25 protein-coding genes are annotated in these 26,815 nt (G+C 66.9%); 18 read left to right on the top strand and 7 right to left on the bottom strand.

Annotated elements, in window-relative coordinates:
* Positions 1 to 117: 117 nt before the first annotated feature.
* The 3 genes from DES44_RS19165 to DES44_RS19155 all read left to right on the top strand — a co-directional run bounded on the left by DES44_RS19165 (position 118) and on the right by DES44_RS19155 (position 3,669).
* Complete coding sequence (locus DES44_RS19165) at positions 118 to 384, top strand: hypothetical protein (RefSeq protein WP_058936945.1); 267 nt, start codon at positions 118 to 120, stop codon at positions 382 to 384.
* Positions 385 to 662: 278 nt separating this feature from the next.
* Complete coding sequence (locus DES44_RS19160) at positions 663 to 3,173, top strand: DUF3772 domain-containing protein (protein ID WP_058936944.1); 2,511 nt, start codon at positions 663 to 665, stop codon at positions 3,171 to 3,173.
* A 178-nt stretch (positions 3,174 to 3,351) separates the two neighbouring features.
* Complete coding sequence (locus DES44_RS19155) at positions 3,352 to 3,669, top strand: hypothetical protein (RefSeq protein ID WP_058936943.1); 318 nt, start codon at positions 3,352 to 3,354, stop codon at positions 3,667 to 3,669.
* A 156-nt stretch (positions 3,670 to 3,825) separates the two neighbouring features.
* Here DES44_RS19155 and recQ read toward each other — a convergent pair whose 3' ends face one another.
* On the bottom strand, positions 3,826 to 5,694 hold the full coding sequence (gene recQ, locus DES44_RS19150; protein WP_058936942.1) for a DNA helicase RecQ: 1,869 nt from the start codon (positions 5,692 to 5,694) through the stop codon (positions 3,826 to 3,828).
* Between the two features lie 111 nt (positions 5,695 to 5,805).
* Here recQ and DES44_RS19145 point away from each other — a divergent pair, with 111 nt between their 5' ends.
* The 3 genes from DES44_RS19145 to DES44_RS19135 all read left to right on the top strand — a co-directional run bounded on the left by DES44_RS19145 (position 5,806) and on the right by DES44_RS19135 (position 8,183).
* Positions 5,806 to 6,786 carry a sensor domain-containing diguanylate cyclase gene (locus tag DES44_RS19145; protein WP_058936941.1) on the top strand — a complete coding sequence of 327 codons (981 nt, stop codon included), beginning with the start codon at positions 5,806 to 5,808 and terminating at the stop codon, positions 6,784 to 6,786.
* A gap of 188 nt (positions 6,787 to 6,974) precedes the next feature.
* Positions 6,975 to 7,529, top strand: a complete 555-nt coding sequence (locus DES44_RS19140) for a single-stranded DNA-binding protein (protein WP_058936940.1) — start codon at positions 6,975 to 6,977, stop codon at positions 7,527 to 7,529.
* Positions 7,530 to 7,679: 150 nt separating this feature from the next.
* Complete coding sequence (locus tag DES44_RS19135) at positions 7,680 to 8,183, top strand: PIN domain-containing protein (RefSeq protein ID WP_058936939.1); 504 nt, start codon at positions 7,680 to 7,682, stop codon at positions 8,181 to 8,183.
* A gap of 27 nt (positions 8,184 to 8,210) precedes the next feature.
* Here the strand turns inward: DES44_RS19135 and DES44_RS19130 are convergent, their stop codons facing one another.
* Complete coding sequence (locus tag DES44_RS19130) at positions 8,211 to 9,287, bottom strand: helix-turn-helix domain-containing protein (protein ID WP_058936938.1); 1,077 nt, start codon at positions 9,285 to 9,287, stop codon at positions 8,211 to 8,213.
* A 413-nt stretch (positions 9,288 to 9,700) separates the two neighbouring features.
* On the opposite strand from DES44_RS19130, the gene DES44_RS19125 reads away from it, so the two are divergent.
* The 6 genes from DES44_RS19125 to DES44_RS19100 all read left to right on the top strand — a co-directional run bounded on the left by DES44_RS19125 (position 9,701) and on the right by DES44_RS19100 (position 14,015).
* Positions 9,701 to 10,216 (top strand): hypothetical protein, encoded by a 516-nt coding sequence (locus tag DES44_RS19125; protein WP_232309876.1) that lies wholly within the window; start codon positions 9,701 to 9,703, stop codon positions 10,214 to 10,216.
* A gap of 89 nt (positions 10,217 to 10,305) precedes the next feature.
* Positions 10,306 to 11,061 carry a hypothetical protein gene (locus DES44_RS19120; RefSeq protein ID WP_058936936.1) on the top strand — a complete coding sequence of 252 codons (756 nt, stop codon included), beginning with the start codon at positions 10,306 to 10,308 and terminating at the stop codon, positions 11,059 to 11,061.
* Between the two features lie 102 nt (positions 11,062 to 11,163).
* On the top strand, positions 11,164 to 11,532 hold the full coding sequence (locus DES44_RS19115; RefSeq protein WP_058936935.1) for a hypothetical protein: 369 nt from the start codon (positions 11,164 to 11,166) through the stop codon (positions 11,530 to 11,532).
* Positions 11,532 to 12,854, top strand: a complete 1,323-nt coding sequence (locus DES44_RS19110) for a type II toxin-antitoxin system HipA family toxin (protein WP_058936934.1) — start codon at positions 11,532 to 11,534, stop codon at positions 12,852 to 12,854. Before DES44_RS19115 ends, DES44_RS19110 begins: the two co-directional genes overlap by 1 nt.
* A 234-nt stretch (positions 12,855 to 13,088) precedes the next feature.
* Complete coding sequence (locus tag DES44_RS19105; RefSeq protein WP_058936933.1) at positions 13,089 to 13,313, top strand: hypothetical protein; 225 nt, start codon at positions 13,089 to 13,091, stop codon at positions 13,311 to 13,313.
* A gap of 120 nt (positions 13,314 to 13,433) precedes the next feature.
* Positions 13,434 to 14,015, top strand: coding sequence for a CAP domain-containing protein (locus tag DES44_RS19100; RefSeq protein WP_058936932.1), 582 nt, complete (start codon positions 13,434 to 13,436; stop codon positions 14,013 to 14,015).
* 97 nt (positions 14,016 to 14,112) lie between these two features.
* On the opposite strand, the gene DES44_RS19095 is transcribed toward DES44_RS19100, so the two are convergent.
* The 3 genes from DES44_RS19095 to mnmA all read right to left on the bottom strand — a co-directional run bounded on the left by DES44_RS19095 (position 14,113) and on the right by mnmA (position 17,248).
* Positions 14,113 to 14,757 (bottom strand): response regulator, encoded by a 645-nt coding sequence (locus DES44_RS19095; RefSeq protein ID WP_058936931.1) that lies wholly within the window; start codon positions 14,755 to 14,757, stop codon positions 14,113 to 14,115.
* A 43-nt stretch (positions 14,758 to 14,800) separates the two neighbouring features.
* Complete coding sequence (locus DES44_RS19090) at positions 14,801 to 16,042, bottom strand: sensor histidine kinase (protein WP_116001778.1); 1,242 nt, start codon at positions 16,040 to 16,042, stop codon at positions 14,801 to 14,803.
* 93 nt (positions 16,043 to 16,135) lie between these two features.
* Positions 16,136 to 17,248, bottom strand: a complete 1,113-nt coding sequence (gene mnmA, locus DES44_RS19085) for a tRNA 2-thiouridine(34) synthase MnmA (protein WP_058936929.1) — start codon at positions 17,246 to 17,248, stop codon at positions 16,136 to 16,138.
* A gap of 180 nt (positions 17,249 to 17,428) precedes the next feature.
* Between mnmA and DES44_RS19080 the strand changes: the two genes are divergently transcribed.
* Positions 17,429 to 18,307, top strand: coding sequence for a response regulator (locus DES44_RS19080; protein ID WP_058936928.1), 879 nt, complete (start codon positions 17,429 to 17,431; stop codon positions 18,305 to 18,307).
* A gap of 16 nt (positions 18,308 to 18,323) precedes the next feature.
* On the opposite strand, the gene DES44_RS19075 is transcribed toward DES44_RS19080, so the two are convergent.
* Entirely contained in the window at positions 18,324 to 18,815 is a 492-nt protein-coding gene (locus DES44_RS19075; protein WP_058936927.1) for an NUDIX domain-containing protein, read from the bottom strand.
* A gap of 242 nt (positions 18,816 to 19,057) precedes the next feature.
* Positions 19,058 to 19,609, bottom strand: a complete 552-nt coding sequence (locus DES44_RS19070; RefSeq protein ID WP_083525938.1) for a hypothetical protein — start codon at positions 19,607 to 19,609, stop codon at positions 19,058 to 19,060.
* 290 nt (positions 19,610 to 19,899) lie between these two features.
* Here DES44_RS19070 and DES44_RS19065 point away from each other — a divergent pair, with 290 nt between their 5' ends.
* The 5 genes from DES44_RS19065 to DES44_RS19040 all read left to right on the top strand — a co-directional run bounded on the left by DES44_RS19065 (position 19,900) and on the right by DES44_RS19040 (position 26,776).
* Complete coding sequence (locus DES44_RS19065; RefSeq protein ID WP_058936926.1) at positions 19,900 to 21,015, top strand: Re/Si-specific NAD(P)(+) transhydrogenase subunit alpha; 1,116 nt, start codon at positions 19,900 to 19,902, stop codon at positions 21,013 to 21,015.
* A gap of 150 nt (positions 21,016 to 21,165) precedes the next feature.
* Entirely contained in the window at positions 21,166 to 21,462 is a 297-nt protein-coding gene (locus DES44_RS19060; RefSeq protein WP_058936925.1) for an NAD(P) transhydrogenase subunit alpha part 2, read from the top strand.
* A 74-nt stretch (positions 21,463 to 21,536) separates the two neighbouring features.
* Positions 21,537 to 22,958: an NAD(P)(+) transhydrogenase (Re/Si-specific) subunit beta gene (locus DES44_RS19055; RefSeq protein WP_058936924.1), complete on the top strand. Its 1,422-nt coding sequence runs from the start codon at positions 21,537 to 21,539 to the stop codon at positions 22,956 to 22,958.
* A 6-nt stretch (positions 22,959 to 22,964) separates the two neighbouring features.
* Positions 22,965 to 24,896: a sensor histidine kinase gene (locus DES44_RS26020; protein ID WP_058936923.1), complete on the top strand. Its 1,932-nt coding sequence runs from the start codon at positions 22,965 to 22,967 to the stop codon at positions 24,894 to 24,896.
* Between the two features lie 206 nt (positions 24,897 to 25,102).
* Entirely contained in the window at positions 25,103 to 26,776 is a 1,674-nt protein-coding gene (locus tag DES44_RS19040; RefSeq protein ID WP_058936922.1) for a long-chain-fatty-acid--CoA ligase, read from the top strand.
* The last annotated feature ends 39 nt before the right edge of the window (positions 26,777 to 26,815 follow it).

Here is a 26,815-nt window from a genome sequence, read left to right as displayed (position 1 = left end):
GTCGTTGCCGGATGCAGTTCACACCGCCGTGGCGCGCATTCATCGCGAGCGCCTGGAAAGTCCCGAGGCCGTTGCCGACACTGTGATCACTGACGCAGCAACCCCAAGGAGCACATCATGAGCAGCACCAGTTTCAAGGCATTTGCTTTCGGTCTCGGCGCCACCGTCGCCCTCACGCTGAGCATCACGCACCATCAGGTCCAGCAGGAGCGCATGGCCTCGGCCATCCAGCTGGAGACGGTCTACATCACCGGCAAGCGCGCCGACCGCCAGCAGGTGCAGCAACTGCCCACCGTCTACATCACGGGCAGCCGGTCCTCGCAGCGCGGCGACGCGATCACCCTGGCCGGCAACCAGGTCGCCTGCAGCACGCAGCTCTGCTGATCTTCGGCGGAACGCTGCTTCAGAGAGCGCTCCGGCGCTCGCCCCGAAACGCCCGGCCCTGGCCGGGCGTTTTGTTTGCGGGTGCGTTTCATCCAGAGACTTGCGCCTGGCCAGCAGGTTCGTGCTGGATCCGGGTCCCTCACTGCCCGAGTTGGTTTGGGGCCGCACCGACTGGAAGCGGGCGCTGACGCCACAATCGGTGGATGTTGCCAAGTCCGCTGCCGCTCCTCCCGTTGTCCCGCAGGCTGACCCACCTCGTCAGCCCCATGCGTCGCCTGATGCGGGGCCTGCTCCTGTCCCTGCTGCTGGGGGCAACCGCACTCGCGGCCGCCCAGGCGCCGGACAACGCCCCGCCCGACCCTGCCCAATTGCTGGAAGCCGCCCGCAAGGACATGGACGCGGTGCGAGGCCTGCAGGACGACACCCTGGACGATGCCGCCACCTTGCAACTGCGCAAACGCGCCCTGTCCGCACAGACCCAGGCCCAGGAGGCCGCCTCTGCGCTGGAGCCGGAGCTGCAGGACGTGCAGGCCCGGCTGGCGCAGCTGGGCAAGCCGGCCGACGGCGTCAAGGAATCGGCGGACGTGGCCAAGCAGCGGGCTGAACTGATGGCGGCCGTCTCGCGGCTGGATTCGCAGATCAAGCTGGCGCGGCTCATGGCCGTGGAAGCCGAGCAGGCGGCAGCCACGGCCCTGGAGAACCGCCGATCGCAACTCGGCGCCCGCCTGGGTGAAAAAGTCGATGCCCTGGTGGGCGTGCAGTTCTGGCGCAAGCTGGCCCGTGACAGCGGATCGGACCTGCGCCGCCTGCAGGACTTTGGCGATGAATGGCGCACCCGGCTGTCCGGGGTGTCGGCCGGTCAGTGGCTGGCGCTTGGCGCGGCCGTGGCGGTGCTGATGCTGCTGCAGTTCGGGGTTCAGCGCGGCGTGGCAACGCTCACCGCGCACCGGGTCGCGCCGGGGCGGCTGCGGCGGTCCCTCTATGCCGGCGGTGTGCTGCTGACCCGCACGCTGATGCCGGGCCTGATCGGCCATGTCGCCGTGCTGGTGCTGAGCCTGGGCGACAACCCGACGGCACGCCTGGACCGCTGGCTGCAGCATGCGGAAGCCATTGTCTGGTTCGGCGCCTTTGTGTATGGCCTGGCCTCGGCGCTGCTGATGCCGCGCAAGCCGTCCTGGCGCCTGCCTCCCATTCCCGACACCACCGCTTCACGCCTGGCCTGGTTTCCCACCACCTTCGCGCTGACGGTGGTGCTGGCCTGGGTGATCGCCCGGCTGGCCAGCGCGCTGCAGGCCAGCGATGCGATGCTGTGGACGATCAGCGCTGCGTCGTCGCTGGCCTTCATCCTGGTGCTGGGGACGGCTTTGCGTCAGGCGCAGCGCAAAGGCGAGCCACCCGGCGATGCTCCCGCGGACGCCAGCGAGGCTGACAGTGAAGGTGACAGCGGTCACGGTCGTTCTGCCCAGGTCCCCTCCGAGCCGCCGGCCAGCCTGCCGCTGTGGCTGTCGCTGCTGAGAACGGCGCTGTGGCTGGTGCTGGGCGCGGCGATGCTGGCCCTGCTGATCGGCTATGTCGGGCTCGGCAGTTTTGTGGTGAATCAGCTGGTGTGGGGGCTGATCGTGCTCAGCGCCGCCTATCTGATCGCGGCGATGGTCGATGACGTGGGGCAGTGGCTGCTCAAGCGCAGTCAGCAGGCCGCTGCCGGTCATGAAGAGGGCGCTGGCGGCCACGGCGCCCACGGGGCTCGTGGGGCGGCCGGTTCAGGCAGTGCCAGTGGTGGTGCCGGTGCCGCCGCGAGCGCGACGGGTGACCTGGCCGCCGCCAGCGCCGCGTCCCGCACCCGGGCCCAGGCGATCGTCCTGCTGTCGGGCGCTGGCCGGGTGATGGTGGGCGTCTTCGCGGTAGTGCTGCTGCTGGCGCCCTTCGGGGAAGGACCGCTGGAGCTGTTCGCCCGCGCCGGTCGCATCCAGGAAGGGCTGTCCGTTGGGGAATTGAGCCTCAAGCCGATGGCGTTGCTGCAGGGTCTGGCGGTGTTGGTGCTGGGCCTGCTGGCGGTACGGCTGCTCAAACAGTGGCTGGCCACGCGCTACATGCCCACCACCCGGATGGATGCCGGCATGCGCATGTCCGCGACCACGCTGTTCGGTTATGTGGGGGTGGTGGCCGTCATCGCGGCGTCCATGTCCGCGGTGGGCGTGGGCCTGGAGCGGGTGGCCTGGGTGGCCAGTGCGCTGTCGGTGGGCATCGGTTTTGGCTTGCAGGCGGTGGTGCAGAACTTTGTGTCCGGGCTGATCCTGCTGGCCGAGCGACCGGTCAAGGTCGGCGACTGGGTGGCGCTGTCCGGCGTGGAGGGCGACATCCGCCGCATCAATGTCCGGGCCACGGAAATCCAGATGGGCGACCGCTCCACCGTGATCGTCCCCAACTCGGAGTTCATCACAAAGATTGTCCGCAACGTCACCTATGGGGAGTCGCTGGGCATGGTGCAGTTCAAGCTGCCGATGCCGCTGGCCACCGACACCACCCGGGCGCGGGCGCTGATCCTGGAGGCGTTCCGGGCTCATCCGTCGGTGCTGGGGTCGCCGGCGCCCAATGTGCAACTGGACGGCATCAATGCCGAGGGCACGAACCTGATCCTGAATGCCAGCGGATTTGTGAACTCGCCCCGCGCGGCTTACAGCGTCAAGAGCGATTTGCTGTTTGACGTGCTGGACCGGCTGCGCCGTGCCGGCTTGCTGCCCGGCCAAACGCCGGTGGTGGAGGAGGAATCGCCGCCCGCACCGGGTTGATCGGTGCATGGGCGCGGTGCTGACTTCACTTCAGGTCACTGCACGCCACGTCGATCCGCCCTGGCTGCAGTTCACGCCGTCTCCTGGCCGCTTCGTCGCGCACGCCTTTTGAGAGCGGGGCGTGACGACGACACTGCATTCACTGACCCACCCCTGATGCAGCCCCAAGGAGATCGACATGAGCACCGCCCGCACCCTCCGCACCACGTCCCACATTGGCACCAGCGTCAAGGCCCTGGCCTTCGGTGTCCTGGCCACTGCCGCGCTGACCGCCGGCCTGGCCCACGCCCAAGCCCAGCGCGAACGCGAAGCCCGCACCATCAAGCTCGAGACGGTCTACATCACCGGCACCCGTCAGGTGGCCCGCGCTGACGTGCAGACGCTGCCCACCGTCTACATCACCGGCCGCCGCGCCACCACGCTGGACGACACCCAGGTGGCCGCTGCCAGCGTCACCGGCACCAGCATCAGCACCAGCACCACGCAGCCGCTCTGAGCGTCACGGACGCTGCATCAGTCTGGATGGCAAACGCCCGGCAATGCCGGGCGTTTTTGTTGTGTACGGCCCGGTAATGCCGGGCGTTTTGTTGTGTACGGCCCGGCAATGTCGGGCGTTCTTATTTGTTGCGGCCCGGCGGTGCCCAAGATCCGCCTAGCGGGCGTCCAGCACCCGCAACAGATCGGCGCCATACGCCTCCAGCTTCTTCGCCCCAACGCCGCTGATACCCGCGAGCTCATCCAGCGAGCGCGGATGCTGCCGCGCCATCTCGGCCAGCGTGACGTTCTGGAAGATCACATAGGCCGGCAGCCCATGCTCCCGGGCGACCTCAGCCCGCCAGGCCTTGAGCGAATCAAAGCGCTGCTGCGCATCCGGTGCCAGGTCCGGGTCCGCCAGGGCGGTGCGCCGACCGCCGGTGGTGCTGCGGCTGGTCTTGCCCTTGCGTGCCGGGGCGGTCGGCTGCCGCAGCAGCAGCTCCACTTCCCCCTTGAGCACCGCCCGGGCTGACTCATTCAGCGACAGGGTGCTGAACTCGCCTTCAGTGACCACATGGCCCAGCGCAATCAACTGGCGCAGCACGGCCCGCCACTGCTGTTCGCTCAGATGGGCGCCGATGGCCCAGGTGGTCAGATGCTGATGACCGTATTGACGCACCTTGTCCGTGTCCTTGCCCCGCAGCACATCGATCAGGTGACCCGCCCCAAACCGCTGGCCGCCGTTCTGGCGGAAGCGGTAGATGCAGGACAGGGCCATGCGGGCGGCTTCCGTGGCGTCCCAGGTGGCGGGCGGATTCAGGCAGTTGTCGCAGTTGCCGCAGGGCTCGCTCTCTTCCCCGAAGTACGCCAGCAGCCGCTGCCGTCGGCAATCGATGGCTTCCGCCAGGGCCAGCAGCGCATCCAGCTTGCCCCGCTGCACCTGCTTGAACTCCTCGGTCGACGGGCTTTCGTCGATCATGCGGCGCTGGTTCACCACGTCCGCCAGGCCGTAGGCCATCCAGGCTTCAGCCGGTTCACCGTCACGGCCGGCACGACCGGTTTCCTGGTAGTAGCCTTCGATGTTCTTGGGCAGGTCAAGATGCGCCACGAAACGCACATCCGGCTTGTCGATGCCCATGCCGAAGGCGACCGTGGCCACCATCACGATGCCGTCTTCGCGCAGGAAGCGGTCCTGATGCCGCATGCGAATCTCGCTGTCCATGCCGGCGTGATAGGGCAGGGCGGACACGCCTTCGGACTTCAGCCACTCCGCGGTTTCTTCCACCTTCTTGCGGCTCTGGCAGTAGACGACGCCGGCTTCGCCGTCATGGTCGTCCTGGATGAAGCGCAGCAGCTGTTCCCGCGGCTTGTCCTTTTCCACGATCAGGTAGCGGATGTTGGGGCGGTCGAAGCTGGCGATGAAGACGCGTGCGTCATGCAGCTGCAACCGGTCGATGATGTCGGCGCGGGTGATGTCGTCCGCGGTGGCTGTCAGCGCGATGCGCGGGACATCCGGGAAGCGCTCATGCAGCAGGTTCAGCGACAGGTATTCGCTGCGGAAGTCATGGCCCCACTGGCTCACGCAGTGGGCTTCGTCGATGGCGAACAGGCTCAGCAGCCCGCGTTCATGCAGCGAGGTCAGCTGCGCGAGGAAGCGCGGCGTGTTGAGCCGCTCCGGCGCCGCGTAGAGCAGGGACAGGCGACCGGCCAGCATCTCCCGCTCGATGGCCTGGGCTTCCTCCAGCGACTGGGTGGAGTTGAGAAAGGCCGCATGCACACCGGCTTCCTCCAGGGCGCCGACCTGGTCGTGCATCAGGGCGATGAGCGGGCTCACCACCACCGTGACGCCGTGGCCGGCCCGCTGGCGGGCGATGGCGGGCACCTGGTAGCACAGGCTTTTGCCGCCGCCGGTGGGCATCAGCACCAGGGCATCCCCACCCTCGGTGACGTGCTCGACGATCGCGGCCTGCTGGCCGCGGAACGCGCTGTATCCGAACACCTCTTGCAGGATGTGGATGGGGACGGGATGATGCTTCGGCAGACTCATGGAGTCCGCGATTGTCCAGGAGATTGCAGGCCCGGGTCCGCGCGAAGACGCCGAATCCGTCCAAAGGACGCCCGCCCACCCCCCGGGAGCGGGTTACGGAGACCATCCAGCATGATTGCGCCCCCCTTTCCGGCTGACGAAGATGCCCGACGTGCCACGCTTCGGATCCTGCAAATCCTGGACACCGAGCCGGATGAGCGGTTCGACCGCATCACCCGCATGGCCAAACGGATTTTTCAGGTGCCGATCGCCCTGGTGAGCCTGGTGGATGCCGACCGGCAGTGGTTCAAGTCTGCGCAGGGTCTGGACATCCGCGAGACGCCCCGGGACCTGTCGTTCTGCGGCCATGCCATCCTCTCCGATGACATCCTGCTGGTGCCGGACTCCCATCGCGACCCTCGATTTGCCGACAACCCGCTGGTGACCGGTCCGCCGCAGCTGCGGTTTTACGCCGGATGTCCGGTGCGCTCGCCCTCCGGGCACCGCCTGGGCACCTTGTGTGTGATGGACCGTCAGCCCCGCGGGTTCGACCCGGACGACCAGGCGACGCTGCGGGATCTGGCCTACCTGGTGGAGCAGCAGTTCGCGGCGATGTATGCGGCCATGGTGGACGAGCTGACCGGGCTGGCCAACCGACGCGGTTTTGAATCGCAGGCGGGCCAGGTGTTGTCCTTGTGCCAGCGCAACCGGTGGCCGGCCACCTTGCTGTTTTTCGATCTGGACGGCTTCAAGGGCGTCAATGACCGCTATGGGCATGCGGAAGGCGACTGGGCCCTCAAGGCGTTTGCGGACCTGCTGCGCCAGTGCCTGCGCGCGTCGGACGTGGTGGCACGCACTGGCGGTGATGAATTCGTCGCGCTGCTCAGCGGGACGGCGACTGCGGAGAAAGACCGTGCGCTGGAGCGGCTGCGCAGCCAGCTGAACGCCTTGAACCTGCGTGCTCAGCGGGGCTACACGCTGGCGTTCAGCGTGGGGAGTGCGGCGATGTCGGCCGAGGAGCCGCTGGCGCTGGACACGTTGATGGCCCAGGCGGATGCGGCGATGTATGAACAGAAGCAGCGCAGAAGCGAGGCGATACGCGCTGCTGGCTGACCTTCACCCCCTGCGCGAACCCGCCGGGGCGCCCACCGGAACGGGTCAGGCCCGCTGGAATTTCTACCGAATCGGGGAGCGGGGCCAAGCGGCATAATTGAGGGTAGCGCCGCCGCGGCGTGCCTGGACGGGCTCCAGGGATGCCGGGCGGCCGCAACTTTTTAACCATACGCAAGCGGACGGCAACCATGGCCTCGGTCAACAAAGTCATCATCCTCGGCAATCTCGGCCGTGACCCTGAACTGCGCTACACCCCCAGCGGCAGCGCGGTGTGCAATGTGAGCATCGCCACCACCCGCAACTGGAAGAGCCGCGAAGGCGGCGAGCGCCAGGAAGAGACCGAATGGCACCGTGTGGTGTTCTACGACCGTCTGGCAGAGATCGCGGGTGAATATCTCAAGAAGGGCCGCCCGGTGTATGTGGAAGGCCGCCTGAAGACCCGCAAGTGGCAGGACAAGGAAGGCAAGGACAACTACACCACCGAAATCATTGCCGAAACCATGCAGCTGCTGGGCGGCCGTGATGGTGGCGACGACATGGGCGGCGGCGGTGGCGGCGGTTACAACCGCGAGCGTTCTTCCGGCGGCAGCCGTGAGAGCAGCGGCGGCGGCAGCGGCCGTGACGCGGGTGATTTCGACAGCCCGCGCGCACCGGCGCCCCGCAGCGCACCGCGTCCTGCACCGGCTCCGGCGGCCAAGCCGGCCACGGGGTTTGACGATATGGATGACGACATCCCGTTCTGAGTCTTGCCTTTGGCTAGAAGGTGAACAAGAGGCCTCCGGTGCGCGTCACCTGGGGCCTTTTTCTTTTGAACGCAAGCAGCCGGAACATCACAAAGGCAGGTTACGAACTCATGTTGTCTCAGCGTTAACCGCCGTGATCTGAGCCCGCCGATGTCCAAGCAGCGTGTCTACATCAGCGACACCAACATCTGGATCGATTTTGGTCGGGGTGGGTTGCTGGACGCGCTGTTCCTGCTGCCCTTCACCTTCGTCAGCACCGACTTTGTGATGAACGAGTTGGACGAACCTGCTCCGGATGGACTGCTGTCGCGCGGGCTGCTGGTGGAGGTTTTGGCGGAAGACGCAGTGGCGCAACTGTTTGCGTTGATGGCCGAGCATGGCAACAGTTGCCTGGCGGATGTGTCCTGCTATCTCGTGGCCAAGACCCTCGGCGTTCCTCTGCTCACCGGCGATGGCCGATTGCGCAGACAAGCCTCGAAAGACGGCGTGCAAGTGCATGGCGCGCTGTGGCTACTGGATCAGTTGGTGACCCACCACATCCTCCCCGCAGCCCAGGCGGCGGCGGCGCTGCGGGACATGCTGGATGCGGGGGCGCGATTCCCCGTCGCGGAGTGCGACCAGCGGCTGGCGCTTTGGCAGAGCTCCGTCAGCTGATTAGGCGCGCCGGTGTGATGCGAAGCCTCATGCCATGACGGGCTCAATCGGGCCCGACAGGCGGGCCAGGCCAGGATCCAGTTCGGCCACGGGGCACTGCAGCAGCTCGGCAGCGCGTGTTGGGCTGATCAGGTCTTCCGCGAGCGCGCGATACACCAAGGACTCAAAACGCCGGGGCTGCTCGCTGAGTTGAGTTTCAGGCTCCTGGCGCTTCCAGCCTTGACTGGCAAACAGCTTGTTCATGGACAGATAGCCCGGATCGGAGATCAGGCCCAGATCCTTCAAGCGGCGCAGGGCCGCAGCCATGGAAATGCCGTAACGACGCTTGGCATTCAAAAGTTCTATGGGCAAAACGCGATGACGTCGATGCGTGCCGAAATCGGCTTCCACGCGCTGGCGCGGGTACAGCAAGGCACCGGCGAAGCGATGGCAGCAGCGTTCCTGCTCGTCTTCCGGCATCTCGGCCGGCAGGTGCATGACCCAATGGCCCAGCTCATGGGCCGCCGTGAAGCGAACGCGCTCGCCGGCTCGCTCACGGTTCAGTGCAATCAGTACATGAAGCTCGTCCTGGGTGGCCGCGCACGCGCCATCGAAGCCATCGGTGTGGGCCAGAAGCGCCACCTTGATGCCGTGATCTTCCAGCAACTCGGTGAGGTGAGCGATGGCATCGCCTCCGAGCGCCCACCGTTCTCGCAGCTGTTCCGCGGCAGACTCGGCTTCGGCGACGGTGTTCACGGCCAGCGCTCGAGGCGCCTGGAGCGGCACCAGGGCAGGGTCATCCAAAGCAAAGCATTGCTCCAGCGCGATGTAGCGTTCGAGCACATCACGCACCCGCTCTTCGATCTGCTGCTGCCTTTTCCTGGGCATGCTGGCAAGCTTGCGGAACTCCAGCGGCGCCAGCTGCAGCGTGCCGCTGCGGAAGAAGTACTCGGGCTTGACCTCCAGCACGTGCGCCAGCTGCAACAGCCGCGTGGAGTTGGGTGCGGACAAGCCCTTTTCAAGCTTGCTCAGGCCTTGCTTGGTGATGTCGCCCATGCGCTGGGCCACTTCGTCGAGACTCCATCCGCGAAGCAGCCGCGCACGGCGGATTTGATCGTGGATCATGTGCACCTCGTGGTTGACGAATTCTAATCCGTAAGGACGTTTGTCAACTATGGGAGCTTCTGGAACGTGAGCATTGACGCAAAGCTGTGCTGCCCTTGTGAGCCGTCAGTGCGCTGGGCGGACCGGGTCGATGCTGCGATGATTGCGGAGGATCAAACAGGCTCGCACCCTATAGTGGAGCCAGCCTTGCTTCTGCCTGTCCACCACCATGCCTGACATCCGCATTCCGGGCCCCCTGGGGGTCGGCGCAACCGCATTGACATCGACGAAGGCACCCTGATCCGCACCGCATCCGCAGCGCCAGGTCCGGTGGGCGGCACGGTGGCGCCGGCCAGCGACAAGCTCGATGCTGATCGAGCGCCCTGGCCGCCCTGGCCTACGGAGAAAGTTCCACGAAGGACGTCTTCGAGGAAATGGCTGCGATCGCGAACGTGGTCGTCCGCCAGCAAAAGGCACGCGGTTTTGCGACGGTCGCGCAGTTTCTGAAGACCGACAAGACCTTCGCCTTCGCCGCCAGCGACGGAAACGACCGCCACAAGCTGCTCAAGAACTCGTCGGACAAAGTCGTCATGGCCAGCCCTGGCATGAGCATGGCGGTGCGGGCGGCGCGCAACGCGCTCGATCCCAATGGCAAGGACTACTCCAACGGCGGCTATTTCTGGGATGGCGCCGACATTGCCACCAACTATGACGCCCACGTGAAGGTGAAGGACGGCATCAAGTTCACCGACCCCAAGCACAACATCTACAACATCAAGGAAACGGTCGTGCCGGGCGAGGAGTGGTGGTTGGACGCCAAGCGCAAGCCGACCCGGCTGCGCGGCAAGTGGAACTACAAGTACGAGTCCACGGCTGCTTATGGCGGCACCATCTTCTGGAAGTACAACGCTGACTTCCTCCAGGCCACCGGCAACAAGGTCCACAAATGATGTTCCGTGCTCGCGCTGCACACCTCACTGTTGCAACGTCCGCTGGCGGCGGGTCCACGCGTCTGCCGCGGGCTCGCAGGCTTGCGGGAATGCTGGCCCTCGGCCTGAGCGTCCTGGGCGCCCTGAGCGCTGCGCCGGCGCATGCCATGTCCGATGCGCCTGAAGCGCCGCAGACTGCAGCTTCCGATGCGGCCCTGCGCATCGGCAACACCGCTGATCTGGTGAACGCCGTCACGCAAGGATTGCCACCGGCGCAGCTCACGCCGATTGCGGCCCGCAGCGGCTGCGGCCCGCAGGGCTGTGACACGTTCATTGGCCCGCTGCGCATCGATCGTGACCACGGCACGCTGTTCATCGATGGGCAGCAGCGCGCGCTCAAGCGCGCCGACCACGGAGCGGTGAACGGGCAGGACCTCCCGGACATCGACTGGGCCTCGCCACGCGCCTATGCCGTCCAGACGGCGGGCCGCGCTTGGGGAACCTGCATCCAGTTCCCGCATGAGGGCCTCGGAAAGAGCGGCTCGGCGCAGCGCTGGACCAGTGTGGTGCTGGTCCCTGGCGGGCGTTCCCGCGTCCCCGTGCAGGCGCAGCGCTTTGTGGGCTACTGGGCCAGTTGCGACGCCCTCGCGGCAGGGCCTCGTGTGGGGGAGGTGCTGCTGACGGTCGTAGAGCGTTCGGCCCTGGGTACCGCGAGCACGTCGGCGGATGCGGCACCATCGGCGCCCCTGGAAGCGGCGCGCTACCTTTGCAGCGCGACGGGTTGCACGCGCCAGGCCGACACGGCTTCGGTAGGTGTGGACAGTGCCAATGGTGCACTGATCTGGCCACGACGGGTGGCGCGGTAGCTCCTTGCCTGAATGCGTTGGCGCACGCCGCGTAGCTGCGGGCAGTACTGATCGTTAAAATAGAATTTATCGAAATAGCGGTTTTCGATATACTCTATTTGTATGCCGAAACCAGCTCGTGCTATCCAGCAACTGCCACCATCAACGCTCGCGGCGATTGAAAAGCTCGGCGCCGATCTGGCGGTGGCGAGGCTGCGCCGCAAAGAATCTCTGAAGACCTGGGCCCAGCGCATGGGCGTGACGGTGCCGACTCTTCTGCGTCTGGAGGCCGGCGATCCCACCGTGAGTGTGGGAATCCTGGCCTCGGCGCTGTGGCTTCTGCAACGGGACGCCGAGCTGGGGCAGCTTGCAGCACCTGAGCAAGATGGGGGCGCCATTGAGTTGGACGTCCGCGAGGCCATCGAACTCGGCAAGTCGCGAGCGCAAGCTTCCGCCGAGGCACGCCTTCGTAGACTCCAGGAAGGGCGCTGATGCGACACGATGTTCTTCACCTCTGGTACTTAGCTGACCCAAATTCCCCGCGTTACGTAGGCGTGTTGCGCCTGATTGCCTCAGGAAAGGGTGTCTCGCTGCGATACGGTCCTCAATGGTTGAGCGACGGTTTTGCACTCAGCGAAGACTTGCCGCTGATTGATACTGAACACATGCCTCCCGGCCGTCTGGCAGGCGAGCCCAGGGCCGTAGGGGCAGTGGACGATGCCCGTCCCGACCGCTGGGGAGAGAAGGTGATCCGCTTCGTGGACAAACCCAAGCGGACCTCCTTGATGGAGTACCTGTACTACGCAGGGGACGAGCGCTTTGGTGCTCTTGGCGTGTCCAGCTCCGACACTGAATACTTGCCTCGCCCTGGCGGACCTTTGCCGCGTCTCGCCGACGCGCAGCAGCTCAGCGATGTGGTGGCGAAGATCGAAGCTGCGGAGCCCTTGACCGCCCTTGAGGCCCGCATCATCGCGGGTGGAGGTAGTCCCCTGGGTGGAGCCAAGCCCAAGGCGCTCATCGAGATTGAGGGACACGAATGGGTGATCAAGTTCTTCAACAACGAGCCGGTGGACACCCCTTTGATCGAGCACGCGTCAATGACGCTGGCACGAAGAGCCGACATCGTGACTGCAGACACCCAAGTCATACCGCTCAAGGACGGCAACGCATTGGCGGTGCGCCGCTTCGACAGGACCTCCGGCGGCCGTATTCATAGCATCTCCGCAGGAACCGCCATTCGAGCGGAAACGCCCAGCGGCGCAGAACCGGAACTGGGTTACCCGGCGCTCGCGCGTGTGCTTCGGCGCGCCGGTGTGTCGATCAACGACGCGTATCTTCGTGATACCCGGGAGCTGTTCCGTCGGATGGTGTTCAATATCCTCATCGACAACACTGACGACCACGAGAAGAATCACGCCTTGCTGGTGCTCTACCCCCGCGAAAGTGGGCGTCTGAAACTGGCCCCCGCCTACGACGTGCTCCCTACCAATTCCGGGCAAGGGTTTCAGGAATTCATCTGCGGGTCTGCCGGGCAAGAATCCACCCTCACAAATGCCATGTCGCAATGTGAGGCATTTGGGATGACCGCTCCTGAAGCGGCCCTGGAAGTTGCCAAGGTCATCCAGGTCGTGGAGGGCTGGCGTGAGCACTTCGCTGAGGTTGGCGTTACCGCGCGCGACATTGAAGCATTGGCCGAGCGCATCGACGCTGACGAACTGAAGACACAGCGCGAGCGCTTTGACCCTTCGGCCTACGAGCAGCCGGCCATCAAGACAAGGCGGTCGAGCGCATTCTCCGGCCCCCGCCCCAGGTGAAACCTTGACGGGCTGGCACATCACAGGCTCCGCAAGCCCGCTCCTGCCGCGTTCAAGCCCCCACCCAGCGCCTGCCCGCCATGCGGGCGATCCCTCACAGCGCGCCCCTCAAACTTTGCTAGAGTCCGCCGTCCCGATACTGCGGCCTTGCATTCAGCCCCAGGTCGGCGCCCCGCTGCCAGCCGGCAGTCACGGTCGCCGCACCTTCTGCGCTGGGGCAGGCCCTGAATTGAATTGAAGAAGTCTTTCCGCCTGCTCCTGGCGTCTGTGGTGTCCCTGGCCGTGTTGATCGGCGCCACCGCCGCCCTGTTTGTGCTCCGCCCCCATCTGGCCACGATCGGCCAGGTTGTCTCGACCAAGGCCTTCGGCCTGACCGCGTTGCTGGCGGTGTACCTCGCCTTCGCCGTCGGTCGTCATGCCTTGTTCAGGCCGTCCCGTCGCCTGCCGGACTCCCGCTGAGCGCAGCCTGCGGCGCGGACGGACGCGAATCGGCCCGAGCTCCGTGAACTGTTTCACGCCGCAGCCTCGCCGTTACGTCCGCTTTCCCCTGCCGTAAAACCGCCGCAGGACACTGCCGGCATGAAAGCCGCCATCGTGGCTGCGTTGCTGAGCGCAGCCGTCCTTCTGACGCCGCCCGCCGCCGCCGCGCCCTGTGACGTGCAGCTCGTCACCGAGCAGGTGCTCAAGCGCCTGAACGAGATCCGCGCGCAAGGCCGCACCTGCGGCAATCAGACGATGGGCCCCGCCACGCCGCTGCGCTGGCAACCGGCCCTTTTGGATGCTGCGCGACGGTACGCCGCCGAGCTCTCCAGCCGCCGGCAACTCAGCCACACCAGTCTCTCCGGCGCCAACCTGCCTCAGCGGCTGGAAGCGGTGCGTTATTCGCTGCGCCTGGCGGGTGAGAACCTGGCCTCCGGGCCGGACTCCCTGGAAGAAGTGCTGCAGCTGTGGCTGGACAGCCCGGGTCATTGCCAGAACCTGATGGGCCCCGACTTCACCGAAGTGGGCCTGGCCTGCGACATGCGGGACACCGGCAGTGCGCAGCCCTACTGGGTGATGGAACTGGGCCGCCCGCAACTGATGCGTCCGATTCAGGCGAGTGCAAGCGTGCGGGGTGTGCCCGAAGGACTGCTGCCGACAGACGGTCCTGCCGTTCGCTGACCGCCAGGCGAGCGCTGCCGGCTGACCGCTGAGCCGGCTGCCCGCCGACCGCCGACCGCTTGCCGGCTTGGCCAGCGGCCCCCGTTCACCGGCCTCGTCAGATCCACCCCAGATCGATCGCCCGCAGCACGGCCTGCGTCCGGTCCCTCACGCCCATCTTGGCAAACACCGATGAGCAGTGGTTCTTGATCACGCCTTCGCTGTTGCCCAGCAGCGCCGCAATCTCGGTATTGCTGCGGCCGCTGGCCACCAAGCGCAGCACCTGCAGCTCCTTGGGGCTGAGCGGCTCGGGCTCCGGCGTGGCACTGAACGCCCGCTCGACCGGTGCACGCTCCATGCGCTCGGTGAGCAGCGGACGCAGCGCCGTGCCGCCCTGCACCACGTCCCGCAGCGCCTGCACCAGCGTGTCCGGGCTGATGGCCTTGAGCAAAAAGCCCCGGGCGCCCGCCCGCACGGCTTCATCAAAAGCCTGCGCATCGTCGAAGGTGGTCAGCAGCACCACCGGGATCTTGAGCGCACGGGCGGCCAGGGCCCGGATCAGCCCGATGCCGTCCAGGCGCGGCATGCGCATGTCGGACAGGATCACATCCGGCTGCTCCCGCGCCAGCAGCTCCAGCGCTTCCGCACCGTCCGAGGCTTCACCCACCAGCTGAATGTCCTCATGCAGGGCCAGCAGGCCCTTGAGGCCTTCGCGCACCAGCTGCTGGTCTTCCACCAGCAGCAGCTTGATTGTTTCGCTCATCTCCGCATCTCCTCAAGGTCCCTGGTGGAACCACTGCACGCATTCAGGCAAACCTCGGGCAATCCAGCTCGATCAGGAACCCGGGGTGATGACGCAGCACCCGCATGGCGCCGCCCAGTTCGGCCATGCGTTCCTGCATGCCCTTGAGCCCATTGCCTTCGCGCAGCTTGCGTGTCCCCCGCCCATTGTCGTCAACCTGGACCCGCACCTGCATCGACGCCCCTTCGCCGACGACGGCCAGGGTCACGCGGACCTGCGTGGCACCGGCGTGGCGCACCGCATTGGTCACCGATTCCTGGACGCAGCGCAGCAGCGCATGGGCACAGCGCGGCGACAGATCCTGGGCTACCGGGTCCAGGCACAGCTCGATCTGGGTGCTGGCAATGCCTTCGGCCAGCGTCCGCAAGGCGGCTTCCAGGTTGATGCGCTGGCTCTCTCGTTCCCGCGACACGGCCGCCCGCACCTCCGCCAGCAGACCGGCCGCGCCCAGCCGCGCCTTCTCCACCGCCTGCGCCGCGCCGGCTTCGTCATGTCGCTTCAGCAGGGCGTCGCTCAGTTGCAGATGCAGATTGAGCGCGGTCAGGTGATGCCCCATGACATCGTGCAGTTCGCGGGCCATGCTCAGTCGCTCGGCATAGCGCAGCTGCTCCACTTGAAGCCGCTCCCCGCTGTCCTTTTCGGCGAGCATCGCCTGGAACCAGCGCCGCCGCTCGGCCTCGGTGGCCGCCAGGCGCCCCAGACCGAAGGCCATGCCATGCAGGGCCACCATCGAAATGGCCAGGCCCAGGCTGTTGAGCCACCAGGGCAGGCCGGCGGTGAGCTGCTCGGTACGCTGCGCTTCGCTCGGGAAGGCCCAGTACAGGGTCACATTGATGAGCACCTGCGCCAGCGCAAAGCCGAAGGCCCGGCGCACATTGAGGATGAGCGCACCCAGCACCGTCACCAGGAAGGGCAGGCCGGGCGTCACCAGCAGCGCCAGGGCGTCCAGCAGCACCACATGTCGCAGGGCGTGGCGGGGAGGATGGTCCAGGTGGCGCTGTCGCGCGATGCGCCAGAAATGCCAGGCAAAGGCCATCACCAGGCCCAGGCAGGTCAGGACAAACGGGGCGTCGTGGGTGTCGCCGCCCAGACGCCGGTACAGGCTGGCGAGCACGCCGTCATAGGGCTCGGTGGGATGCCCCATCAGGCCCCAGACGGCGGAGGCCAGTTCCAGCAGGCACACCGCCAAGGCGGCGATGCGCAGCACAAAGGCCGGCTGGGCGATGCGGGCGAGGAGGCGGTCCAAGGCGGGGAGCTGAAAAGACAAACCGCTAGCCTGCCACAAAGTCCGGCATTTCTGATGTGTGACTGGTCAGGGTGGGCACCGCCGGTGCCCGTCTCAGTCCAGCGGCGGAGTACTGACGATCACGCCGCCACCCAGGCAGACCTCGCCGTCATACAGCACGGCGCTCTGGCCGGGCGTCACCGCCCACTGGGCCTGCGGGAAGTCCAGCCGGATCTCGCCGTCGCCGGGGGTGAGGGCGCAGGCGGCATCGGCCTGCCGATAACGGGTCTTGGCGCCGTAGCCGCCAAAGCCGGGTGCGGTGCCGGTCCAGCTCAGGTCATTGGCCACCAGGCGGTGGCTCTGCAGCAGCGGGTGGTCGTGACCCTGCACCACCACCAGCGTGTTGGTGTCCAGGTCCTTGCGGGCCACGAACCACGGTTCGTGCTCGCCGCCCCCGCGCGGGGCACCCTTTTCCTTGATGCCGCCGATGCCCAGCCCCTGGCGCTGGCCCAGGGTGTAGAACGACAGCCCCACATGCTCGCCCAGCTTGCGGCCGCGTTCGTCCTTGATCGGGCCGGGCTTGTGGGAGAGGTAGCGGTTGAGGAACTCCCGGAACGGGCGTTCGCCGATGAAGCAGATGCCGGTCGAATCCTTCTTCTTGGCGTTGGGCAGGCCGATCTCCTCGGCCAGACGGCGCACCTCGGTCTTGGGCAGCTCGCCCACCGGGAACATCGTCTTCTGCAGCTGGGCCTGGTTCAGGCGGTGCAGAAAATAGCTCTGGTCCTTCAGCGGATCCAGCCCCTTGAGCAACTGCACCTGGTCGCCTTGCTCGCGCACCCGGGCGTAGTGGCCGGTGGCGATCTTCTCGGCGCCCAGCCGCATGGCATGGTCCAGGAAGGCCTTGAACTTGATCTCGGCATTGCACAGCACGTCCGGATTGGGCGTGCGGCCGGCCTGGTACTCGCGCAGGAATTCGGCAAAGACCCGGTCCTTGTATTCCGCGGCAAAGTTCACATGCTCGATCTCGATGCCGATGACATCGGCCACCGCCGCCGCATCCACAAAGTCGATGTTGGAGGAGCAGTATTCGCTGTCGTCATCATCTTCCCAGTTCTTCATGAAGATGCCGACGACCTCATGCCCCGCCTGCTTCAGCAGCCAGGCGGACACGGCGGAATCAACGCCGCCGGACAGTCCGACGACGATGCGTTGCTTCTTGGGATTCATGGGGGCAATTGTCCGCCAAGCCGCGGGCTGCGGCTCGGCTGGGGTCTTGGAATCGCCCACCCCCCGCGTGTAGGCAATCCCCTGACATCGTTTTGCGCCGGGGCGCACACGCGGCCCAGCGTTCGCTGACTCCTGCCGGGGCGCCTGCTCCCGTAACCTCTGTCGCCAGGGAGTCGCATCATGAACCTTGTCCTCGTCGAAAGTTCCACCACCATTCGAAGCCAACTGATCAGCCTGCTGGCGCAGGACAAGCGCCTGCGTGTCGTCGGCGAGGCGGCGGACGAGGCGTCCGCCATCCAGGTGATTGCGCAGACCCAGCCGGACGTCGTGCTGATGGATCTGGCGCTGCAGCCGGGCAGTGGGCTGCGGGTGCTGCGGGCCGTCCGGCAGCTGGGCTGCGGGGCCCGCGTGGTGGTGCTGAGCAACAGCTATTACGACGAGATGCGGCGCGCCTGCATGGAATACCGCATCTCCGGCTTCTTCGACAAGAGCACGCAGATGGGGGAGGCGCTGGCGCTGCTGCGCAGCTGGCTGCCGCCGGTCTTTGCGGACGAGGCACAGCGCGTGGCGGCGGTCCAGCAGCTGGAGGCGCGTCCGCTTGCATTCCCCGCTTTTGACGAGCTCGCCGATCTCGCCCGCGACATCAGCGGCAGTGGCATGGCCGCCATCAGCCTGATCAATGCGGACACGCAGCGTTTCATCGGCACTTCCGGCCTGGCCTTCGAGGCCATGCCCAGCTCCCGCGGCTTCTGCGCGCAGGTGCTGCACCAGGGGCCGGTGGTGGAAGTCCCGGACACCTGGCACGACGCCCGATTCGCGGACCATCCGCTGGTGCAGGGCGCTCCCTACATCCGCTTTTATGCCGCGGTCCCGCTGGCGCTGGCGGGCGGTGAGCGGGTCGGCACGCTCTGCGTGCTGGACCGGCTGCCTCGCCGGCTGCGGGAGCGTCAGCGCGAGGCGCTGGTGACGCTGTCGCGCTGCGCCATCAATGAACTCGAAGCCGGGCGCCGCCATTCGGAGCGGCTGGACCAGGCCGTCAGCGCGGCCATGACCTTCTGAGCCTGGGGCCCGCGCCTCAGCGGTGTTCCGGCGGGTTGTACAGCGACGGATGGGTGTGCAGCGCCTCCATCGGCAGGCGCCGACCCGACGCATGGTCCTCGATGCATTGCAGCACCAGCGGGCTGCGATGCCGCTCGCGGCAGGCACGGATCTCGTCCAGGGTCATCCACAGGGTGCGTTGCACCGGTTCGTCGAAGGCCTGTCCGGGGATCTGCTCGCCGACATCGCCCACAAAGGCGATCCGCACATAGGTCACGTCCTGGCCGCGGGTGGGACGCAGGAACCGGGACATGTAGACGCCCAGCCAGGCCGTGGGCGTGAACGGGCGTGCGGTTTCCTCCAGCACCTCCCGACACACGCCTTCCACGGCGGACTCTCCCTGTTCCAGATGGCCGGCCGGGTTGTTGAGCAGCAGGCCTTCGGAGGTCAGTTCCTCCACCAGCAGATAACGGCCGTCCCTCTCGATCACGGCAGCCACGGTGAAGCTGGGCTTGAAACGTTCGGTCATGGATCTCCTCACCGGACCCGGCGCCGCGGGTCCTGTCCGCCAGTCAGGGCCTGACCGCGGTCCGCCTGCCGGGATGCGTTGTTTGATGGGGCGTCATTGTGCGTCTTCTTCATGACGGCCAGCGGCAGCGGCGACGTTCATTGAAGGGACGCGATGCGCCCGGAAATGAAAACGGCCCCGAAGGGCCGTCCGTGGAAGGCAGGGCTGCACGTCAGGCGCGCAGCGCCGCAAGAGGGGCCGCTTCAGCGGTGATCCCGATCCGGGCCGCGGCGGTCATCGCGACGGTCATCGCGGCGGTCATCTCGCCAGTCATCCCGGCGATCGTCGCGACGGTCGTCATAGCGGTCATCCTTGTCATGGCCGCGCCCATGTCCATGGTCCTTGCCCTTGCCTTTGCCCGGATGGTCATCCCGCCATTCCGGACCACGGGGACCGCCCGGTCCATGCGGATGCTCGCGGCGGTACTGCGGCGCATACACGTCGGTATACCAGCTGTCGCGCACAAAGTAGACCGGACGGCCGCAGGCGCCGTACTGTGCACAGTAACGCCGCCAGTTCTTCTGATGGCCCGGCGGCACGCGCAGGTAGATGGGGGGCGGGGGCGCCGGCACCCGTTCGATGATCATCGGCTGGGCATAGACCACCTGCGGGCGGGTATTGCCGATGTCGATCTGGCCGTAGAAACCAGGTTGGCCGATGGTGACGGACACACCGACGTCGGCGGCCTGGGAGAGGGCAGGAGCCGCCAGGGCCGTCACCGCCAGGGCGGAAGCAAACAGGATCTTGTTGAGCATGGTGGCTCCTTTCTACCTTCCTCCAACGTTCGCCGGGGCATTTCGTGGACCTGCGCTTGCAACTCGCAACAGGTTTGCGGCCTGGTTGTGAAGAGATTGCGGATTCGACGCGCTTGTTCTTAGTGAAATCCCGGGGCTCCAGGGGCGTATTTCGCACGAACCGGCCGGTAAGCTTGGCCCGTCAAGACTGACGGACACCCGCGCGCGTCGTGAGCAGCGTGCCTCGGCACCGTCAGTCCGCCCGAAGTGGGGGCGCCCGTTCTTCCGTATGCACAGTGGAGGGATTCCAGATGCTGATCGGTGTGCCGCGCGAAACCGCTGCGGGAGAAACACGTGTGGCCGCGACACCGGAGACGGTGAAGAAGCTGATCGCGCAAGGGCACCGGGTGGTGGTGGAAGCCTCGGCCGGCCTTCGCGCCAGCGCCACCGACGAGGCCTACGCCACGGCCGGGGCCGAGATCGGCACCACGGCCCAGGCGCTGGGCGCGGAGCTGGTGCTCAAGGTCCGCGCCCCGGATGCGCAGGAGCTGGAAGCGTTCCAGCGTGGCGCGGCGCTCGTGGGCATGCTCAACCCCTTTGACCGTGACGGCCTGCAACGCCTGGCCGATGCCGGACTGACCGCCTTTGCACTGGAAGCTGCGCCTCGCACCACCCGGGCGCAGAGCATGGATGTGCTCTCCAGCCAGGCCAACATCGCCGGCTACAAGGCGGTCATGCTCGCGGCCTCCCACTATCAGCGCCTCTTCCCGATGCTGATGACGGCCGCCGGCACCATCAAGGCCGCGCGGGTGGTCGTGCTCGGCGTGGGCGTGGCGGGCCTGCAGGCCATCGCCACTGCCAAGCGGCTCGGTGCGGTGATCGAGGCGTCGGATGTGCGTCCGGCGGTGAAGGAGCAGGTCGAGTCGCTGGGCGCGAAGTTCATCGACGTGCCGTACGAAACGCCCGAGGAACGCGAAGCCGCGGAGGGTGTCGGCGGCTATGCCCGTCCGATGCCCGCCAGCTGGCTGACCCGCCAGCAGCAGGAGGTGGCCAAGCGCGTGGCCCAGGCGGATGTGGTGATCACCACGGCGCTGATTCCGGGACGGGCCGCGCCGGTGCTGGTCACCGAGGAGATGGTGCGTTCGATGAAGGCCGGCTCGGTGATCGTGGACCTGGCTGCGCCCGCCGGCGGCAACTGCCCGCTGACCGAGCCCGGCCAGACCGTCGTCAAGCATGGCGTCACGCTGGTGGGTGAGACCAACCTGCCCGCCCTGGTGGCGGCGGATGCGTCCTCGCTGTATGCGCGCAATGTGCTGGACTTTCTGAAGCTGGTGCTGCCGGGGGCCGCAGGCGTGGTGCTGCCGCCGGAGGACGACATCGTCACAGCCTGCCTGGTGGCCCATGAAGGCCGGTTGCTGCGATCGTAGAAGGGGCGGCGGCGCCCGCTCGCGGCTGCCCCCGCCTGCGACTGCCTCACGCTGCCTGCGACTCCTGCACCTGCCTGCGACGCTTGCAAATGCCTGTGAATCCACCTGACCGCGCCCTGCGCGCCTGAACGACTCACCTCGGAGGACCCGATGGACGTTGTCTCCCCCACCCTGATCAACCTCACCATCTTCGTGCTGGCCATCTATGTCGGCTATCACGTGGTGTGGACCGTCACGCCGGCCCTGCACACGCCGCTGATGGCCGTGACCAACGCCATCTCGGCCATCGTCATCGTCGGCGCCATGCTGGCCGCGGCGCTCACCGACACCACCCTGGGCCAGGTGATGGGCACGGCCGCGGTGGCACTGGCCGCGGTCAACGTATTCGGCGGCTTCCTGGTCACCCGCCGCATGCTGGAGATGTTCAGGAAAAAAGAGAAGAAGTAGGCCGCCCCGGCGAGACCGCGCCGCGGCTTCTCGCCCCGTGAACCCCTTCGATTCCCGCGATCCGGAGCTCCCGCATGTCCATGAATCTCGTCACGCTGCTCTACCTGTTGGCCAGCGTCTGCTTCATCCAGGCGCTCAAGGGCCTGTCGCATCCCACCACGTCCATCCGCGGCAACCTCTTCGGCATGGCCGGCATGACGATTGCGGTGCTCACCACGGCGGCGCTGATCGTCAAGCTCGCGGGCGGTCATGCCGGCGGGTTCGGCCTGGTGCTGGCCGGACTGGTGGTGGGCGGCGGGGCCGGCGCGGTGATGGCGCAGCGGGTAGAGATGACCAAGATGCCGGAGCTGGTGGCCTTCATGCACAGCATGATCGGCCTGGCGGCGGTGTGCATCGCGGTGGCGGCCGTGGCCGAGCCGCATGCCCTGGGCATCGCGCAGCCGGGCGAGCCCTTGCCCGGTGGCAATCGCGTCGAACTGGCCATAGGCTGCTTCATTGGCGCGGTGACCTTCTCCGGCTCCGTCATCGCCTTCGGCAAGCTCAGCGGCAAGTACCGCTTCCGCCTGTTCCAGGGCGCGCCGGTGGTCTTCCGCGGCCAGCATCTGCTCAACCTGGTGCTGGGCCTGGCCGCCCTCGTGTTCATCGTCGGCTTCTGGCATACGCAGAGCTGGGTCGACTTCCTGCTGGTGGCCGCACTGGGCTTCGCGCTGGGGGTGCTGCTGATCATCCCGATCGGGGGCGCCGACATGCCGGTGGTGGTGTCCATGCTCAACAGCTACTCGGGCTGGGCGGCCGCCGGCATCGGCTTCTCGCTCAACAACAGCATGCTGATCATTGCTGGCTCGTTGGTGGGCAGCTCGGGGGCCATCCTGAGCTACATCATGTGCAAGGCGATGAACCGCTCCTTCTTCAATGTCATTTTGGGCGGCTTCGGGGCGGAGCCGGGCGCGGCAGCTGCGACCGCGGTGCAGCGCAATGTGCGCAGCGGCAGCGCGGACGATGCGGCCTTCATCCTCGGCAATGCGGAGAGCGTCATCATCGTGCCGGGCTACGGCCTGGCCGTGGCGCGGGCCCAGCATGCGGTCAAGGAACTGGCGCAGAAGCTCACCGCCAAGGGGGTGCAGGTCCGCTACGCCATCCATCCGGTGGCGGGTCGCATGCCTGGCCACATGAACGTGCTGCTGGCGGAGGCGGAAGTGCCTTACGACCAGGTGCATGAGATGGAGGACATCAATCCGGAATTTGGCCAGACGGATGTCGCCATCATCCTCGGGGCGAACGACGTGGTGAATCCGGCCGCGCTGCAAAAGGGCACGCCCATCTACGGCATGCCCATCCTGGAAGCCTACAAGGCCCGCACCGTCATCGTGAACAAGCGCTCCATGGCCGCCGGTTATGCGGGCCTGGACAACGAGCTGTTCTACATGGACAAGACCATGATGGTCTTCGGCGATGCCAAGAAGGTGGTCGAGGACATGGTCAAGGCCGTGGAGTGAGCATCCATGGGGGCAGTCCGCGCGCGCCGTCTGGTGTTGCTGCTGGTGCTGCCGCTGGCGCTGCTGTGGGCGGTCCACCTGCTGTCCCAGCAATACGGAACGGCCTTGCCGCCGCAGGTGGTGCGGCTGACCGATGCGCGGCTTCTGCCCGGCAGCGCGGTGGACCCGCGTCAGGTGCCGGGCGCGGTCGCTGGACCCATCGATGCCGAAGCGAGCACCCATCGCCTGCCGGTGCAGATCCACGAATCCGAGGCACCCGGCCCGCTGTGGTTTGCCATCGACTTCCAGATGCCCAAGGCGGCGGACCAGCCGCACTGGCTGGTGATCCAGCACCGGCCGGCGGCCAGCATCTACCTCGATGGCCAATTGCTGGCCAACTCCAGCATGGGCCGCGGCTTCACGGCCGAGGACGAGGATGACTTCGCCCAGCGGGGGCTGCTGCTGGCGGGGCGCCGCATGCAGGTCAGCATTCCACCGGCGCTGCTGGGGGCGGGCGACCACCGCCTGAGCATCCGCCTGGTCAGGCCCGGCTTTGAAGGGGCCGGACTCTCCGCGCCGCTGCTGGGACCGGCGCCGCAGATGCGCGCCCTGCAGGAAGGCCGCCGCTTCTGGCAGGTGCTGCGGGTGACGACCGCGCTGGGCGGCCTGTCCATTGGTCTGTTCATGGTGCTGGTGTGGCTGGCCCTGCGGCAGGAATGGCTCTATGGCATCACCGGCCTGTTCTGCATCTGCCTGGCGGTGCTGATGTCCCCCTATCTGCTCAACGGCGCCCTGCTGCCCGCGCCCTGGTGGCGATTGGTGCTGGATGTGGCGGACGTGGTGTCCAAGGGGCTGCTGCTGTTTCTCGTGGTGCGGCTCAATGGGGATCCCTCCCGGTGGGTGCTGCAGGCGGTCGTCGCCTACCTGACCCTGGCCATCCTCATCGACGGCACCGCGGCGGTGATGGGCTGGAGCTGGACGGACTTCGCCACCCTGTGGCCGTGGTGGGCCCTGGGCAGCCGCGGCCTGGTGCTGCTGGCGGCCACCGTGATCGCGGCCCGCGCGGCGCTGAACAGCCGTGCCGCTGCGCCGCTGGTCGGCGCCCTGGCGGTGGCGCTGTCGACCTGGGTGTGGGTCTACGTGAGCTACTTCGCGCTGGTGGCGTCGCAGCAGCTCAGCGTCGTGGACATCAATGTCGTGGGCCATGCGGTGCTCATCGCCATGGCGGGGGTGGCGCTGCAGCGGCGCTTCGTCGGGTCGCTGCGGGACCAGGCGCTGGCCCGCGTCGTGCTGGAGCGGGCCCTGGAAGACCGCACGCGGGAGCTGCAGGCCCGCTGGCAAGAATTGCAGGACAGCGAACGGCAACGCACCGCCGCCGAGGAGCGGGAGCGGCTGCTCCAGGAGATGCATGACGGCCTGGGCTCGCAGCTGGTCACCGCGCGCCTGAGCGCCGAACGGGGCGTACCGTCCGAGGCGCTGGTGGAGGTGCTGGACGAATGCATCCGCGAAATGCGGCTGACGGTGGATGCGCTGGCCGTCACGGATGGCGACCTGACCCTGCTGCTGGCCAACCTGCGCCACCGCATGGGCCCGCGCCTGGCGGCGGCAGGACTGACGCTGGACTGGCAACTGGCGGACGTGCCGCTGGTGCCGGTGCTGCGCGGCACCGGGGGGCGGGAGTTGATCCGCATCGTGCAGGAAGGGCTGAGCAACGTCATCCACCATGCCCACGCCAGTCGCGTCCGCTTCGCCACGCGGCTGGATGAGGATGGTGGCGGCGTGACGCTCATGATCACCGACAACGGCCTGGGCCTGTCCGAGCAGCGACGCGAAGGCCATGGCCTGCGCGGCATGCGGCGCCGGGCCGAGCGCATCTCGGCCCGCATCGAATGGCGCAGTCCCACGGACGGCAGTGATGACGCAGGCACCGAGCTGGCCGTCTGGCTGCCGCTGCGCTGATGCATGCCTTGCGGGTGCGGCGCCATGGTTTAGTGAACCCACCCTAGGGACTCACGCGAAGCGGCGCGCGTCGTATGGTGCCGGTTTCATCGCTTCCGCACCGGATCGGCGCCGCATCGGCGCGTCCCTGTGCGGTGTATCGAATCCCCTGATGGGGGGCGCACAGGGATCGGCGAGAATCCGCGCCGTACCTTGGAGACAGAACAATGGAGAAAACCTGGCTGAAGCACTATCCGGCAGGCATGCCTGCCGAGATCAATGCGGATGTCTATCCTTCGCTGGTCGAGCTGATGGAAACTGCATTCAAGCAGTTCCCGGCGCAGCCGGCCTACAAGATGCTGGGCCGCTCGGTCAGCTATGCGCAGATCGACGAGGCCTCCCGTGCCCTGGCCGCCTATCTCCAGGGCCTGGGGCTGGAGAAGGGCGACCGTGTCGCCATCATGATGCCCAACGTGCCGCAATATCCGGTGGCGGTGGCGGCCGTGCTGCGCGCCGGCTTCGTGGTGGTGAACGTGAATCCGCTCTACACGCCGCGTGAACTGGAGCACCAGCTCAAGGACGCCGGTGCCAAGGCCATCGTCATCATCGAAAACTTCGCCGCGACGCTGCAGCAGGTGCTGGCCCATGTGCCCACCAAGCATGTGGTGCTGGCCTCGATGGGCGACATGCTGGGCTTCGTCAAGGGCGCGGTGGTCAACTATGTGGTGCGCAAGGTCAAGAAGCTGGTGCCGGCCTTCGAGCTGCCCACTGCCGTGCGCTTCAACGACGCCCTGGCGCAAGGCCGCGGCAAGACCTACTCGCGTCCGGTCGTCGGCCCGAGCGACATTGCCGTGCTGCAGTACACCGGCGGCACCACCGGCGTGTCCAAGGGCGCGGTGCTGCTGCATCGCAACCTGGTGGCCAACACCCTGCAGTGCGAGGCCTGGTACCAGCCGGCCCTGCGCAAGATCCCCAAGGACGAGCAGCTGGTCAGCATCTGCGCGCTCCCGCTCTATCACATCTTCGGTTTCACAACCAACCTGATGCTGTCGATGCGGGTGGGCGGCTGCAATGTGCTGATCCCCAACCCGCGCGACCTGCCGGCCGTGTTCAAGGAACTGAGCCAGCACCGCTTCCACAGCCTGCCGGCGGTCAACACGCTGTTCATGGCCATGGCCAACCACCCGTCCTTCGGCACGGTGGACTGGAGCGGGCTGGTGATCTCGGTGGGCGGCGGCATGGCCGTCCAGCAGGCCACGGCCAAGCAGTGGCTGGACAAGACCGGCTGCCCGATCGTGGAAGGCTACGGCCTGTCGGAGACCTCGCCCGTCGCCTGCTGCAACCCGACCGACAGCACCGCCTACACCGGCTCCATCGGCCTGCCGCTGCCCGGCACCGAGGTGACGCTGCTGGATGACGACGGTCGCGAGGTGCCGCTGGGCACCTCCGGCGAGATCGCCATCCGCGGCCCGCAGGTGATGGCCGGTTACTGGCAGCGCCCGGACGAGACCGCCAAGGTGATGACCTCGGACGGGTATTTCCGCACCGGCGACATCGGCACGGTGGACGAGCGGGGCTACTTCCGCATTGTGGACCGCAAGAAGGACATGATCCTGGTCAGCGGCTTCAACGTCTATCCGAACGAAGTCGAGGATGTGCTGACCCTGATGCCGGGCGTGCTGGAATGCGCGGCTGTCGGCGTGCCGGACGAAAAGGCCGGCGAGGCCGTCAAGGTGGTGATCGTCCGCAAGAATCCGGCGCTGACCGAGGCGGATGTGAAGGCCTACTGCGAAGCCAACCTTACCGGCTACAAGCGTCCGCGCATCATCGAGTTCCGCACCGAGCTGCCCAAGACGCCGGTCGGCAAGGTATTGCGACGTGAGCTTCGCGACAAAAAGTAGCAGTTTCCCTGCCTCCACGGCGGCCGCGACGGCCTAAGC

Origin of the sequence: Roseateles depolymerans (assembly GCF_003387155.1) — a bacterium.
Taxonomy (GTDB): domain Bacteria; phylum Pseudomonadota; class Gammaproteobacteria; order Burkholderiales; family Burkholderiaceae_C; genus Roseateles; species Roseateles depolymerans.
This window is presented reverse-complemented; position numbering and strand designations above follow the sequence as displayed.